This window comes from Pelomicrobium sp. (assembly GCF_036803785.1).
Taxonomy (GTDB): domain Bacteria; phylum Pseudomonadota; class Gammaproteobacteria; order Burkholderiales; family UBA6910; genus Pelomicrobium.
Genome location: NZ_DAIRTR010000083.1, coordinates 1 through 13,881, shown reverse-complemented (window position 1 = coordinate 13,881; position 13,881 = coordinate 1). Strand labels below are relative to the sequence as shown.

Below are 13,881 nucleotides of genomic sequence, written 5' to 3'. Positions count from 1 at the left end.
CTCCAGCACCTCCACCGGTTTGGGCGGGGCGGGGGCAGGAGCAGGCACGAGATAGAGGGTCAAGGCATGGGCGGCGAGGGAGAGGGCCAGCGCCAAGCAGAGTCGCCGGTTCGCCCTCGAATCGAACGGGCGGGCGAGCTCCTCGAGCGGTAAGACGCCCTCGGGGCCTTCTTGGGCCGCGTCCCGCCCGGCCACTTCCCGGAGACGCCCCTGGAGCGAGGCTACGCTGCGCAGTGTCATCGGATTGGGGAGTTCGCCCGACCACTTCACGAACACGCCCTCATACGAGGCCGCCCTGGGCAGGGATCGTGAAACAATAGGGCTAGCCTAGTGCAACGCCGAGCCCTGGTAAATAAAGCAGTGAACGATCATGAAAATCATGAGTCCCGGGTCACGATTTCCCGACTGTCCCGGGCGCTGGGCTGCGCCGAAGATTAAGTCCGGGAAGCCCCGGGAACAAGCCCTGGGCGTCCCTCCCGGATCGCGTCCGGGTGTTTCCATTCCAACATTGAAGGAGGTATCACGATGGCCTGGACCAAACCCCAATTCAGCGACATGCGCTTTGGCTTCGAAGTCACGATGTACATCGCCAATCGCTGAAGCGTCTCCCGCTTTCTTCCGAGCGGGCAGGCGATCGCGGGCCCGTGCCGGGGGAAAGTGCATGCCGTAACCATGCGGTCGGGCCGCCGGGGGAGCCCGGCGGCTCGATCGCGCCGGAACTCATTCGAAACACGGCGTCCTAACGCAGAAGAAAAACCTGTGCGGGGAGCTCTTCGCTCCCTTCCAGCCCAGATCGGACCACGGGCTGGAAACCATCCGCGTAAAGAAAGGAGAAAGGATGAAGCGTCGTTTCCCCCTCGGCCGGATCCCTTGGCTGCTGTTTCTCGTGCCGCTTTGGAGCTGGGCCGTCCCGCTCGCCTATGTGCCGAACGAGGAGAGCGGCACCATTTCGGTGATCGACACCCGGGAGGACAAGGTGATCGCCGAAATCCAGGCAGGGAAGAAGCCGCGGGGTCTCGCGATCAGCAAGGACGGCAAGTATCTTTACGTGAGCGACCAGCCCAATAACGCGCTGGTCATCGTGGATCTAGAAAAGCGCGCCGCCGTCGGCCAGGTGGCGCTGGGCGAGTCGCCAGAGGGGGTGAGCATCTCGCCCGACGGCAGATGGGTGGTGGCGGCGGTGGAACTGTCCAACAGTGTTGCCTTCATCGAGACGGCCACCAACCAGAAGCGATTCAGCGTCAAGGTGCAGGGGCATAACCCGGAGCACGCGGTCTTCAGCCCGGACGGGAAGTGGCTGTACGTGAGCGCCGAGGAGGCCGAGCAGGTGGACGTGATCGACGTGGCCAAGCGCGAGCAGGTGACCACGATCCCGGTGGGGCGCCGGCCGCGGGGCATCGGCTTCCTGCCCGACGGTAGCCGTGCCTACGTGGCCTGCGAGCTGGCGAACGAGGTCTACGCCATCGACGTGGCGGGTCACAAGGTGCTCGCCGTCATCAAGGCAGGCAACTATTCCAACGGGGTCGCCGTGCGCCCGGACGGCAAGAAAGTGTACGTGTCCAACGGCAGGGATGCGACCGTGTCGGTGATCGATACCGCTGAAAACCGCATCGTCGCCACGGTGCCGGTGGGCAAGCGCCCTTGGAACATGGCCATCACGCCCGACGGCAAGAAGCTCTACGTGGCCAATGGCCGTTCCGATTCGGTGTCCGTGATCGACACCGGCACTGACAAGGTCTTGCGCGAAATCCCGGTGGGAGTGCGGCCATGGGGCGTGGTGATCAGATAGCGGCAGGGGCGCCGCGGGCACCTCTGGGGGCCCTGGGGCGCGGTGGCGAGCGGTATCACTGGGTGGCGATTCTGCTGCACTGGGGGATTGCTGTCCTAATCTTCAGCCAGTTCGCCCTCGGCTGGTACATGGTGGACCTGCCCAAAGGCTCCCCGGAGCGCTCCTGGTTTTTCGCGTTCCACAAATCCATGGGCTTGACCACGGCCATGCTCATTGGGCTGCGCATTGCCTGGCGCCTGACCCATCCGGCCCCGGCGTTGCCGGCGTTCCTGCCGGCGTGGAAGATCCGGGCGGCGGCCATCAATCACCGCCTGCTCTACCTGTGCATGGTGCTGATGCCCCTTTCTGGCTACCTCTCCTCCTCCTTCACCAAGTACCCGATGAAGTTCTTCGGGCTGCCGTTTCCCAAGCTGGGCTGGGAGCACGAGCTGGTCAATCAGACGTTCACCACCATCCACGTGACCACATCCTATGTCTTCATCGTCCTGATCACTGTGCACGTGGTCGCCGCGCTCCAGCACCTCCTGCGCCGGGACGGGGTGTTCCACCGCATGCTGCCGTAAAGGCGGCGGCCCTCGGCCGCGCCGGGGGCCTTGGCCCGAACACGCCGCCTTATACCTTCGGGAGCCTGTACGGCAGGGAGCGGGCCCGAAGGAACTCGCCCTCCGTGTTCTTGCTGTAGGGCATCTGCAGCTGCCGGGCCTTCATCAGGCTGGCATAGACTTCACGGCTGTTTTTGTCCTTGGCGATGATGTCCCCGATCACTTCCCCTACCGCGTTACCGATGGCGACCAGAGATTCGTCGTCGATCACCTTCACCTGGACGCCGTGCTTGGTCACGTACTCCTCCAACTGCGGGCCGCTGTACCAGACGAACTCGCTCAGCATGCGCACGTTGGTGGCGTAGGCGCACTGCTCCACCAGCAACTTGTTCTCGGCGGAAAGACTGTCCCAGGCCTTGCTGTTGACGAAGAGCTCGAGGGACGTGCCGGACTCGTGCCAGCCAGGGGTGTAGTAGTACTTGGCGTAGCGGTAGAAGGCGAGGGAAGCCTCGCCATAGGGGTTGTTCCATTCGACCCAATCGACCGCCCCCGAGGCCAGGGCGGCCGTGACCTCACTGCCCAGCACGTTCACCACGACGGCGCCGAGGCGCTGCATAGCCTCGGCGGCGATGCCGGGCATGCGCATTTTCAGGCCCTTGAAGTCGGCAAGTGACTTGATCTCCTTGCGCGACCAGCCAGGCGCCTGCACGCCGGTGTTGCCGCAGAGCACGAACTTACAGCCGAGCTGCTCCCGGTAGACCTTGTCCGCGAGCTCCTTGCCACCACCGAAGTAGTACCAGGCGTTGTATTCCTGGGCCGTGAGGCCGAAGGGGAAGTTGCTCAGAAACTGGGCGGCCAGCGCCTTGCCTTTCCAGTAATACGGGCAGCCGTGGCCGGCTTCCACCGTGCCCCTGCCCACCGCGTCGATCGCCTCCAGCGCCGGCACGATTTCGCCGGCGGGATAGAGCTCGATGGTGAACTTTCCGCCGGAGGTTTTGGTGACCATGTCGGCGAAATACTGGGCGCCGGTTCCCAGGCCGGGAAGGTTGCGCGGCCAAGTGGTCACCATGGTCCACTTGATCCGGTTCTGGGAGATGGCAGGCGCCGAGAAACCCGCGGCGGCCGCCGCGGCGGTGGCCACCGCAGCGCTTTTCAAAAACTTCCGTCGTTTGACGTCCCTCATGTTTCCACTCCTCCTACAAAGTTGGCCTCTTCCTCCTTGCGCCTGGCGCAAGGACGCCTTTCCTCTCTCAGCGCCCCAGGGTGTATGCATGGACTTGCCGCGGCCGCCACGCGCGATCGCCGGTCGCGGGGAGAGTCGCCGAATCGAGATCGAATCCTAGTATCGGGGAGAGGAAATATCACCTCAAACGATATTTTCCGATGAGCTCGAATTGAAAAATATGATCATTTCCCGGCATCGGCCGCAGGGGATCCCGTCGCTTGCGGGCAATCGCCCACGGGGGTGCCGCGGGTGAAAAAAGCCCGAAGAGGAGGGGGATCAGTCGAAGATCACGCTGGGCAGCCAGGTGGCGAGGGCAGGGAACTGGGCGAGTATCGCCAGCGCCACGAGCTGTAGGAGGACGAAGGGGAGGATCCCGCGATAGATGTCCCCGGTACGCACCTCGGCGGGAGCTACGCCGCGCAGGTAGAACAGCGCCCAGCCGAAAGGAGGCGTGAGGAAGCTCGTCTGCAGATTCATGGCGAACATCACCCCCAGCCAGATCGGGTTCACGTCCATCATGAGGAGCGCCGGGGCGACGATGGGAACGACGATGAAGACGATCTCGATGAAGTCAAGGATGAACCCAAGGAGGAATACCACGATCATGATGAGCAACAGGGCGCTGAAGAAGCCGCCCGGGAGGCTGGTGAAGAACTCGGCCACCATGCGGTCCCCGCCGAGCCCCCGGAAGGTGAGGGAGAACACGGAGGCGCCAAGGAGGATGCCGAACACCATGCAGGTGATGCGGGTGGTGACCTGGACCACCTCCCGCAGGACGGACAAAGACAACTGGCGCCGGAGCAGGGCGAGCAGGGTAGCGCCGACGGCGCCGAAAGAGGCTGCCTCGCTGGGCGTTGCCAGCCCCGCGAGGATTGAGCCGAGGACTGCGATCACCAGAAAGGCCGGCGGGATGAGCGCGGTGGCCACCTTGCGGGCCAGGGCCCAGCCCGCGACCGTCGCGTCGTACAAGGGCGGGCACTTCTGCGGTTGAAAGAACGCGACCGCGGTCAAGTAGATTACGTACAGGGCGACGAGCACCAGCCCAGGGATGAAGGCCCCGGCGAACAGATCGATTACCGAAAACGGCTTGACCGCCACGATGCCCCGGGCGAGCTGGGACTCCGAGTAGGTACCGGCCAGCACGTCACCGAGCAGCACCAGGGCGATGGACGGGGGAATGATCTGCCCCAGGGTGCCGGAGGCGCAGATGGTCCCGCAGGCGAGCCGATGGTCGTAGCCCGCCCGCAGCATGGTGGGCAGGCTGAGCAGGCCCATGGCGATCACCGTGGCGCCCACGATCCCGGTGGAGGCGGCGAGCACCGCGCCGACCAGGGTCACGGAGATGCCGAGCCCGCCCCGCAGCCGCCCGAAGAGCTGGCCCAAAGTCACCAGAAGGTCCTCGGCGATCTTGGACCGCTCCAGCATAACGCCCATGAAAACGAAAAGCGGCACCGCGACCAGCACCTCGTTGGTCATCACGCCGAAATAGCGGGAGGGGAGCGCCGCAAAGAGCCGCCAATTGAAGACCTCGAACCCGATACCCAGTCCCGCGAACAGGACGCCGACACCGGCCAGAGTGAAGGCGACGGGATAGCCGAGGAGCAGTAGGCCGCATACCGATACCAGCAGAAGGATGGCCAGGAGCTCACCGCCGCCCATCGGAAAACCTCGTCAGTGAATTGGGTCAGAGGATCTAGACGATCTTGTTTTCATCGAAGCGCTTCCCGTACTCACGGGCGCCTTTAAGCACCAGGAGGCTGCGGATGAGGACCGCGATCCCCTGGATCAGCAAAACGATGACGAAAACGAGAAGAACGCTTTTGAGCAGGTAGAGGGCCGGTATGCCGCCCGCCTCGCGGGAAGCCTCCAGCCGCTCCCAGGAAATGGCCACATAGGGGTAACAGGCCCACCACACGACCCCGAGAAAAGGGAACAGGAAGAACAGGGTTCCCAGGAGATCGACCCAGGCCTTGTAGCGCAGGCTTGCCGAGCGGTAGAAGATGTCGACCCGCACGTGACTGTCGTAGAGCAGGGTGTAGCCCATGGCCACCATGAAGACGATGGCGTGGAGCCATACATAGGACTCCTGCAGCCATATCCAGCCGAGGCTGAAGGCATAGCGAAGAATGGCCACCGTGAAGGAGATGCCTACCACTCCCAGCATCAGCCAGGAGACCCCGCGTCCCAGCAAATCGTTGAAGCCTTCGACCCACCAGAGAAACCGTCTCATCCTCCTCACCTCCAGGACGTTGCAGGGGCTGGAACGCGACAGGCCGCGCTCTTTGCGCCAATGCCCGTTTTCGTCGCCTTTGCCGCCCAAGCCGGCAAAGCAGGTCTGACGGGGCGATGCACCGCCGGGCGAATGCGTTTTTTATCGGCAGCGGAATGAGTGCCAAATCATCCTGCAAAGGAGGATGATTATCAACATAGAAGTTTTTTTCGAATAATTTTTTATCGGTTTTTTTGATGTAAGGGACGGATGTCGGGCAAAAGGGCTGGCTCTAGGCTAGGAAGGGGAGCCGCCCAGAATCGGGGTTTTCCGGGAGCGCTTCTTGCCCAGGGATGCAGGAGGTGACGGGCTCTGGGGCGCGGCCGTGCCGCCATCGGATTCCTGGCCTGCCCGGTCGAAGTCGCTCACCCGTGCGGCGAGCCCCGTGACGAGCTGTGCCAGGGGTTGGAACTCGTCCAGGGGATACATGGCGAAAAACTCCACGGGCGCCATGCCGCCCGTGGTGCGAACGATGCGCAAGGCCCTCGCCTCAATCTCGCGGTGATAGCAGCGCGGCGGCAGCAGGCTCACACCGATGCCCGCCATGACCAGGGTGGCGGCCACCGTCATGGAGTTGCACACGATGATTCTGCGGCAACGCACCTTGTTTTCCTTCATCCAGGTCTGGATCCGGGCATGGTGATAGGACTGCCGGTTCAGCGTGATGAAGGGCCAGGGCTGCAGGTCCCTGGGCGCGACGGTGTCCTCTGGAATCCCCAGGGCTGGGCTTGCCATCCATTCCAGTTGAACAGAGCCGAGCGATTCGATGACGTAATTGGTGCCGGGCGGGCGCCCTAGGGCGAACACCACGTCGAGAGAGCCGTTGCGCAGCTTTTCCGTCAGCTCGAAGGACAAAGCGACTTCCAGCTCCAGCAGGATGTTGGGATAAGTCTCCTGGAGCGTGCGGATAAAACGGGGAAGCCAGGTGGAGGCGATGATTTCCACCACACCGACCCGAACCAGGCCGCTCATCGATTCGGGTGGGGTGATGCGGCGCTGCATCTCGGCTGTGAGCTCGATGAGCTGTTGTACATAGGGCACTAGCTCCTTGCCTTTCGGCGTCAGGCGCGCGGTGCGGTGCGAGCGGTCGAACAGCTTCACGCCCAGGGATTGCTCCAGCTCCTGGATGCGCATGGAAACGGTGGATTGGGTGGCGAAGACGCGTTCGGCGGCAGCGCTGAAGCTGCCGAGCCGCTCGATCCAGTAGAAGGTTTCAAGCTGCTTGATGTTCATTCGTCGACCTCACAAAGCCCAGTCGGAATCCCGCAAGCGGGAGGGGGCATCCTGCTCTTGCATGAGGCCATGCAACCTTCTGGGGTAGGGCATCGGCTTAAGCCTTCTCCTCGAGTTCGATCTGCCAAGCAGGGTTGAACGGCATGAGCTGCTTACAGAGGGAGATCCTGAGGGCCAGCTCGACCCCTGCACCTCGGTGCAGGCCCCCCCCTTCAAGAGATTGGGTGCACCGGCCCGTTTCCAGGGGAGGTAGCGGGATCGGCGGGCAGGCATGAGTTCAATATTCATGAACGGACAATATCAATAAATATCGCTTTTATCAATAATGCACCCTCCCTTATAGTTCCCTGCGCGCGCTTTTTTCTGCGAAGAAAAGGCGTTTTCGTTTGGATTCTTTACCCCCTTTCGAGGAAGGACGGATGGGACAGGCAGCGGTTTTTCGTCCGAACTGTGAAAAAGAGGACATGACACTCGCCCAAGGGGATGCCGAGGCGAGCAGTGCCCCTGCCTTGCGCCAAGTGCAGGTGCGGGCCATCGTGCTGGAAGCCGAGGGCATCGCGAGCTTCGAACTGAGGGATCCTCGGGGTGAGGCGTTGCCCGGCTTCACCGCCGGCGCCCACATCGACGTCCATGTGAAGCCGGGGTGCGTGCGTCAGTATTCCCTGTGCAGCGATCCCGGGCAGCGGCATCGCTACCTCATCGCCGTGCAGCGGGAGGACCAGGGGCGCGGCGGATCCAAGGCTTTGCATGAAAACGTCCGAATCGGAGAGCGCCTCACCATCGCCGGGCCGCGCAACCATTTTCCCCTGGCCGAAGGAGCTCGACGCCATCTGCTGCTCGCCGGCGGCATCGGCGTCACCCCGATGATGGCCATGATCGCGGAGCTCGAAGCCCGGGGCGGTGAGTATCGTCTCCATTATTGCACCCGTTCTCCCGAACGGACGGCGTTCCTCGAGCGCCTCGGGCCGCTCATCGCGGCGGGGAAGGTGACGGTCCATCATGATGGTGGAGATCCCGCCCGCGGGCTCGACCTGGGCACGTTGCTGCGCCCATGGGAGCCCGGCACCCATCTGTATTACTGCGGCCCCCCGGGCTTCATGGAGACGGTCAAAACAGCTTGCGCTCACTGGCCGCCCCAGGCCGTGCACTGCGAGCATTTTTCCCCGCCCCCGGATGCGTCCGCCTCGCAATCCAGAAATCGCCCGTTCCGAATCAGGCTGCTTCGCAGCGGGCGTGAGCTGGAAGTGCCTGCTGAAAAGACCATCGTCGCGGTGCTGCGAGAGAACGGCGTTTTCATCGAGACGTCCTGCGAGAACGGGGTGTGCGGAACTTGTCTCACGCGCTATGTCGGCGGGGAGCCGGATCACCGTGACTTCGTCCTGGACGAGGCCGACCGCAAAGAGTTCGTGCTCGTGTGCTGCTCCCGATCCAGGACCCCCGTGCTGGTGCTGGATCTGTAGCGCCAGCGCGGTATGGGCAAGGCAAATGCGACGGCCGTTGCGGGGCGCGGCTGGGGCGGGGGCAAGCTGAGTTTGCAAGAGGAGCTGACATCCATGGAATCGTATCAGTACGTCAAGGATTGTTGGTACGTCGCCGGTCTGTCCCACGAATTCAAGCCGGAGACGCTGACCGGACACAAGATCGCAGGGCAGCCACTGGTCATCTGGCGAACCCGGGGGGGCAGCGTAGTCGCTTTCGACAATCGCTGCTGCCACAAGCGCTTCCCCCTCTCCGAGGGGCGCCTGCTGGACAACGGTACGCTCGAATGCGCCTATCACGGTCTCTGCTATGACGAGCAGGGCAAGTGCGTGAAGATTCCGTCCCATCCCGACGGACACATACCGCCCCAGGCCAGGCTGCGTCCCTTTCCGGTGATCGAGCAGGACGGTCTGGTGTGGGTCTGGCCTGGCAATCCGGAGCGCGCCGCCTTGTTCCAGCCGCCCCGCACCCCGGAAGTCGCCGATCCGACCTGGGAGTCGATCGATTCCGGACCGATGCACGTTCCGGCAAACTACTTGTTGCTAATCGAGAACCTGCTCGACATCACCCATTTCTATCCGCTGCACGATGGCAACATCGGCGACTACGCCAATAGCCTCTTGCCCATCGAGCTGGTGGAGGGAGAAATCGGAGGCTACCGCTTCGTGAAGACGATCCGCCGCGCCAGCAACTACGTCCAGCCTCCCTACTTCGTCGACTGGTTTCATTACGAGGTCGTCGACCGGGAACACACCCATTGCATGCTGAGCCCGGGCCTGACGCGGGTGGAGTTGCGGGTGGCGCCACCGGGGCAGCTAGGCACTGGCATGGACCGGGGATACGTGCTGTTGCATACCCATACGCCGGTGGACGACCGCAATCACGTTTGGCGTTGGTGTGTGAACTGCCGCGCTGACCATCGCTCCCGCGGCGATCCCGCCAAGTCGGCCGCCCGGCGTATCGCCGAGATGTTCCCGAACGTGGTTGCCCAGGACCGCTGGGCCCTCGAGCGGCAGCAGCAGATGCTGGACTATCCCGATGACGGATATTCGGAACTATTCCTGAAGTCCGACAAGGCCTTGCGCCGGGCGCGCCAAGTGCTGGCCCAGATGCGGCACGAGGAGATCCTGGCGGCGCAAGGCAAGGCGTCGGCTGCTTCGATGGGCTCGCCCGTGCTGACGAAGCAAGGATAGAATGGGCTCGCCCGAGAGTTCCGTTTCCGAGGGGGCGACAGGTCCGTCTTAACGAAAAAAGGGGGATAAGGCGCGTGTCGATTCGCAAGCCGCTGGCGGGGTTGAAAGTCTTGGAGTTCGGCCAGATCGCGGCCGGCCCGTTTGCGGGCTCGCTCCTCGCCGATCTGGGCGCCGATGTGGTGAAAGTGGAGCGTCCCGACGGTGGCGACGGCATGCGGGCGTGGCCGCCCCTGTCGGTCGGAGCGGAGGGAGGCGCCTTCAGCGAAAATTTCGCCTCCCTCAACCGCAACAAACGGAGCCTCGCCGCCGACCTGAAAAGCGAAACGGACGTCGCCCGACTGCGCCGGCTCGCGGCCCGGGCGGACGTGGTGATTGAGAATTTCCGCCCCGGCGTGCTGGTCCGTCTGGGCCTCGGCTACGAAGCGCTCAAGGCGGACAACCCGGGCCTGGTGTACTGCTCCATCTCGGGCTACGGGCAAAAGGGACCCTACGCGGAGAAAGGGGCCTTCGACGTCACCGTCCAGGCGATGAGCGGAGTGATGAGCGTGACCGGGGAGGAGGGCGGGCCACCGGTCAAGTGCGGCGTGCCCATCGGCGATTTCTGCGCCGGGCTCTACGCCGCCTACACCATTCTGGCTGCCCTGATACGCCGCAGGGAAACGGGCACCGGCGCCTTCATCGACTGCTCCATGGTGGGAAGCTTAATCGGTGTGGCTGCGCTGCAGACCAGCGAATACTTCGGTACCGGCACGCCTCCGCGCCGCCTGGGCTCAGCCCACCCCCGCAACGCCCCCTATCAGGCCTTTCGCGCCAAGGACGATTACTTCGTCATCGCCGCCGGCAATGACAAGCTATGGTGGGAAGTATGCGAAGCGGTGGGAAAGCCCGATCTCGCCCACGACCCCCGCTTCAAGAGCCAGGCGCTGCGGGCGCGCAACCAGGCAGTGCTCGTCTCGATCCTGCAACCCCTGTTCGCCTGTCGCACGGCGGCCGAATGGCTCGAGGAAATGGATCGGCGCGGCGTGCCTTGCGCCCCCATCAACGATTACGCGCAAATCCTGTCCGATCCCCATATCGAGGCCATGAACCTGGTCAAGCCGCTCACTTTGCCGAACGGGGTCCGCACCCACACGACTGCCTATCCGGTTTTTCTTTCCGACTACGCTTTCGAGATTTCTCGGCCGCCGCCGCTGCTGGGCGAGCACAGCGAGGAAGTCTGGCACGACTGGCTCGAAGAGGCCGTCAAGCGGGTTTGACGTTTTTGCCTTGCCTCGGCGGCGGGGGTGTCAGGGCGGCGATTTGCGCAAAAAGCCGGCGTAGCGGCCGGATGCGCGATCGCCATGCGGGGCCCGCTGTTCCAGCGGCCGCTCTCACCCGAGCCCAGGCGGCGGCGTCGAGGCGCTTTTCCGCCACCGGGAAGAGTCTGTCCTCTTCCTCGCCCATGTGCCGGCGCAGGTCGCCGATCAGCGCACGGGCCATGGACACGGCCAGCTGCCGCGGGAACTCGGGGTGCTGTCCGCTCCAGAACAGGAGCGCGCGGAGATGCTCGGCGCGCGCCTCCAGGTCCCCGTGCTCAGCCGCGGTCGTCTCTGCCAATGCGGCGAGCGACGCATCGGCTTGTCCCAGTGCCTGGTAGACGGCCACTTCCACCGGACGATGGACGGTTTTCGGGAATTGGGCGATGTAGCGCAGGAGCGCATCGGCCAGATAGGGATCGAGTCGGCCGCCTGCGCCAAAGTCCTCGATCGCTTTCTCGATCACCTGCAGCATCCCACGCATGTGGGCGTGCTGTTTTTTGAGCGCGTCCAGAATGTCGACCATCGTCGCCTCCGTCGCGAAGACGATTCTTTATACCTCGGAGCGCCTTCGGGGGATTTGATCTGGCTCAACCTTTCTTGTCTGCCGCGCGAGTCCCACAGTCGAGCGGGTGGGCGATGGCGGCGCCGTTCGATCTGGAAGAGCGGCCGGCGTCACTCCTTGCGCTAGGAGCCGCGGCCGACGGCCTGCTCTGTGTGTCAGGCGGCCGAGGCTAGATGACGCCGGCAGCGCGCAATCCTTCGATCTCCCCCTCGGTGAAGCCGGCTTCGGCCAGGACTTCCTCGCTGTGCTCGCCCGGCTGGGGAGGCGCTCGTTCGACCGAGAACGTGAAGTCGGAAAGATGTAAGGGACAGGCGAACTGGACTGGCTGCCCGTCGACGTCGCGCACGATCATGCCGCGGGCGTTGAAGTGGGGATCGGCCAGGGCTTCCTCTAAGGTGACCACGGGCGACACACAGCAGTCGGCGTGGCGGAAGCGCTCGAGCCAGTGGGCGAGGGGCTGGGAGGCGAAGATTGCAGCCAGCTCGGCCTTGACCTGGGTACGCTCCTGGGGGTCATCTGGCATCTGCTTGGGTTTCAAGTCCGGACGCGCCAACACTTCGCACAGCCGGTCCCAGAACTTGCGCTCGAGCGCCCCCACTGCCACATAGCGCCCGTCGGCGGTCGGGTAGACGTTGTAGCAGGGCAGCGCGCCACTGATCGTGTCCTCGCCCCGGGGTGCGGTGCGCCCCTGACTCAACAGGGCAAGCATCGGAAAGATAGCGTGGGCCAGCACCGCGTCGGTCATAGAGACGTCCACCAGCCGGCCGCGACCGCTCGTCCGGGCGTCCAGCAGCGCCGCCAGGATTCCGGTGGTCCCCATGAGGGCGCCGAGCGTATCCGCGATCTGTAGGTTAGGGATCACCGGGGCGCCCCCGACGGGGCCGATCTGGTCCAGCACGCCGGCATGACCCAGGTAGTTGACGTCGTGGCCAGCGTGATCCCGGTACGGCCCGTTCTGGCCGAAGCCGGTGATGGCGCAATAGACGAGCTTCGGGTTCGCCGTAGCGAGCCGCGGGTAGTCCACACCCAGGCGCTCCATGACCCCGGGACGGAAGCTTTCGACCACCACGTCGGCCCCCTGGGCCAGGCGCAGGAATGCCTCGCGCCCGAGGGGGTGCTTCAAGTCGAGCCGCAGCGCCCGCTTGTTGCGGTTGAGCAGCGTGAAGAAGGGGGAGACCACACCCGCAGCTGCAGGGAAGCGGCGGGCGTCGTCGCCCTGCCGCGGGTCCTCCACCTTGACCACGTCGGCGCCCAGGTCGGCCAGATGCAGGGTGCAAAGGGGGCCCGGCAACAGACGGGTCAGGTCCAGCACCCGCACGCCGGCGAGGGGCTTGGGGCGGGAGGTCACGGGATCGATGCTCTAGGCCTCAACGCTTTTCTCTTCGGCCCAGCGCTAGAGCCATGTCGCCATTGGGTTGGTGCTCTTGGTGATCGCCACCGCCACGATATAGAGAAACACGACCTGGGCGGCGATCCAGGCGAGTACCCGGTCGCGCTTGGTCTCGCCGTGCTTCAGCCCGTACATCCCGAGCAGGATATAGAGGATGAGCGCCACCACTTTGGCAGTCACCCAGCCGGCGACGAACGGGTACTGGGCGATCATGAAGGAAAGGGTGAGGCCGGCGGCGAGCAGCACGGTGTCGTTCACATGGGGGACGATCCTGACCCATCGCCGATGGAGCATCGGCGACTCGACGATCATCCACACTCCCCTGACGAAGAACAGCCCGTAGCTTGCCACCACGCAGGCGACGTGCAGGTGCTTAATCCAGGTGTAGTAGGCCATGGCCGGCTCGGATTGCAGCGCAGGAAGGTGGGATGCCAGGTTCGACTGCCGATCGGATTTGAACGCTACCGCTGCAGCCCATACGGCAACGCATTATCGTCGGCCGGCGCTGCCCCTGGCAACCCGTGGCGCTTTCCTGTCAGGGGCGAGGCAAACAGGCTAGGCGAGGCGGCCCAGGTATGATTTCCTTCCTCCTATGCGCCAGTCCGTGGAAAAGTCCGCCGAAATCCTCGAATTTCCCCGCTCGCCGGGGGGGGCGGCGGCGCGGCAAGAGGAGGCTCCCCCGAGGCCCACGCCCATCGCCTGGTTCCTCGCGGGCTCGGCCCTGCTGCACGGGGTGGCCTTGCTGCTACCGGTGCCTTTAATCCATGACGAAGTACGGCTTCCAGCGGTGCTGACGCCCCTCACGGTCAGCGTCTTGCCCGGACCGGAAGCGGAGGGTGCCGACGCGCCCCGCCCGGCGCCGGAAATCGAGCCGGAGGCGCCGCCCGTTTCCTTCCGCCCC

At 64.3% G+C, this 13,881-nt stretch carries 14 protein-coding genes and 1 pseudogene; 7 read left to right on the top strand and 8 right to left on the bottom strand.

What is annotated here, in order from left to right; translation table 11 throughout:
* The coding region (locus V7Q81_RS10525) for a hypothetical protein (protein WP_442954808.1) at positions 1–270 on the bottom strand (270 nt) is incomplete at its 3' end.
* A gap of 255 nt (positions 271–525) precedes the next feature.
* Here V7Q81_RS10525 and pqqA point away from each other — a divergent pair.
* From pqqA to V7Q81_RS10510, 3 genes are all read left to right on the top strand, one after another.
* Positions 526–600: a pyrroloquinoline quinone precursor peptide PqqA gene (gene pqqA, locus V7Q81_RS10520; RefSeq protein WP_333842941.1), complete on the top strand. Its 75-nt coding sequence runs from the start codon at positions 526–528 to the stop codon at positions 598–600.
* Positions 601–838: 238 nt separating this feature from the next.
* Complete coding sequence (locus V7Q81_RS10515) at positions 839–1,789, top strand: beta-propeller fold lactonase family protein (protein ID WP_333842936.1); 951 nt, start codon at positions 839–841, stop codon at positions 1,787–1,789.
* Positions 1,768–2,352 (top strand): cytochrome b, encoded by a 585-nt coding sequence (locus tag V7Q81_RS10510; RefSeq protein ID WP_333842933.1) that lies wholly within the window; start codon positions 1,768–1,770, stop codon positions 2,350–2,352. Before V7Q81_RS10515 ends, V7Q81_RS10510 begins: the two co-directional genes overlap by 22 nt.
* A gap of 49 nt (positions 2,353–2,401) precedes the next feature.
* Here V7Q81_RS10510 and V7Q81_RS10505 read toward each other — a convergent pair whose 3' ends face one another.
* The 4 genes from V7Q81_RS10505 to V7Q81_RS10490 form a co-directional block, all read right to left on the bottom strand.
* On the bottom strand, positions 2,402–3,514 hold the full coding sequence (locus V7Q81_RS10505; RefSeq protein WP_333842930.1) for a TRAP transporter substrate-binding protein: 1,113 nt from the start codon (positions 3,512–3,514) through the stop codon (positions 2,402–2,404).
* Positions 3,515–3,832: 318 nt separating this feature from the next.
* On the bottom strand, positions 3,833–5,215 hold the full coding sequence (locus tag V7Q81_RS10500; RefSeq protein ID WP_333842929.1) for a TRAP transporter large permease: 1,383 nt from the start codon (positions 5,213–5,215) through the stop codon (positions 3,833–3,835).
* Between the two features lie 34 nt (positions 5,216–5,249).
* A complete protein-coding gene (locus V7Q81_RS10495; protein ID WP_333842927.1) occupies positions 5,250–5,786 on the bottom strand; it encodes a TRAP transporter small permease subunit in 537 nt (178 codons plus the stop codon).
* 276 nt (positions 5,787–6,062) lie between these two features.
* Positions 6,063–7,058 carry a LysR family transcriptional regulator gene (locus tag V7Q81_RS10490; protein WP_333842925.1) on the bottom strand — a complete coding sequence of 332 codons (996 nt, stop codon included), beginning with the start codon at positions 7,056–7,058 and terminating at the stop codon, positions 6,063–6,065.
* Between the two features lie 464 nt (positions 7,059–7,522).
* On the opposite strand from V7Q81_RS10490, the gene V7Q81_RS10485 reads away from it, so the two are divergent.
* The 3 genes from V7Q81_RS10485 to V7Q81_RS10475 all read left to right on the top strand — a co-directional run bounded on the left by V7Q81_RS10485 (position 7,523) and on the right by V7Q81_RS10475 (position 10,986).
* Complete coding sequence (locus tag V7Q81_RS10485; protein WP_333842923.1) at positions 7,523–8,518, top strand: PDR/VanB family oxidoreductase; 996 nt, start codon at positions 7,523–7,525, stop codon at positions 8,516–8,518.
* 93 nt (positions 8,519–8,611) lie between these two features.
* Entirely contained in the window at positions 8,612–9,730 is a 1,119-nt protein-coding gene (locus tag V7Q81_RS10480; protein ID WP_333842921.1) for an aromatic ring-hydroxylating dioxygenase subunit alpha, read from the top strand.
* 80 nt (positions 9,731–9,810) lie between these two features.
* Complete coding sequence (locus tag V7Q81_RS10475) at positions 9,811–10,986, top strand: CaiB/BaiF CoA transferase family protein (protein WP_333842938.1); 1,176 nt, start codon at positions 9,811–9,813, stop codon at positions 10,984–10,986.
* Here the strand turns inward: V7Q81_RS10475 and V7Q81_RS10470 are convergent.
* The 3 genes from V7Q81_RS10470 to V7Q81_RS10460 all read right to left on the bottom strand — a co-directional run bounded on the left by V7Q81_RS10470 (position 10,973) and on the right by V7Q81_RS10460 (position 13,376).
* On the bottom strand, positions 10,973–11,551 hold the full coding sequence (locus V7Q81_RS10470) for a hemerythrin domain-containing protein (RefSeq protein ID WP_333842919.1): 579 nt from the start codon (positions 11,549–11,551) through the stop codon (positions 10,973–10,975). The genes V7Q81_RS10475 and V7Q81_RS10470 overlap by 14 nt on opposite strands.
* 208 nt (positions 11,552–11,759) lie before the next feature.
* On the bottom strand, positions 11,760–12,938 hold the full coding sequence (locus V7Q81_RS10465; RefSeq protein WP_333842917.1) for a CaiB/BaiF CoA transferase family protein: 1,179 nt from the start codon (positions 12,936–12,938) through the stop codon (positions 11,760–11,762).
* A 45-nt stretch (positions 12,939–12,983) separates the two neighbouring features.
* Positions 12,984–13,376 carry a SirB2 family protein gene (locus V7Q81_RS10460; RefSeq protein WP_333842915.1) on the bottom strand — a complete coding sequence of 131 codons (393 nt, stop codon included), beginning with the start codon at positions 13,374–13,376 and terminating at the stop codon, positions 12,984–12,986.
* Between the two features lie 208 nt (positions 13,377–13,584).
* On the opposite strand from V7Q81_RS10460, the pseudogene V7Q81_RS10455 reads away from it, so the two are divergent.
* Positions 13,585–13,881 (top strand): annotated as a pseudogene (locus V7Q81_RS10455) (hypothetical protein); the annotation flags it as partial.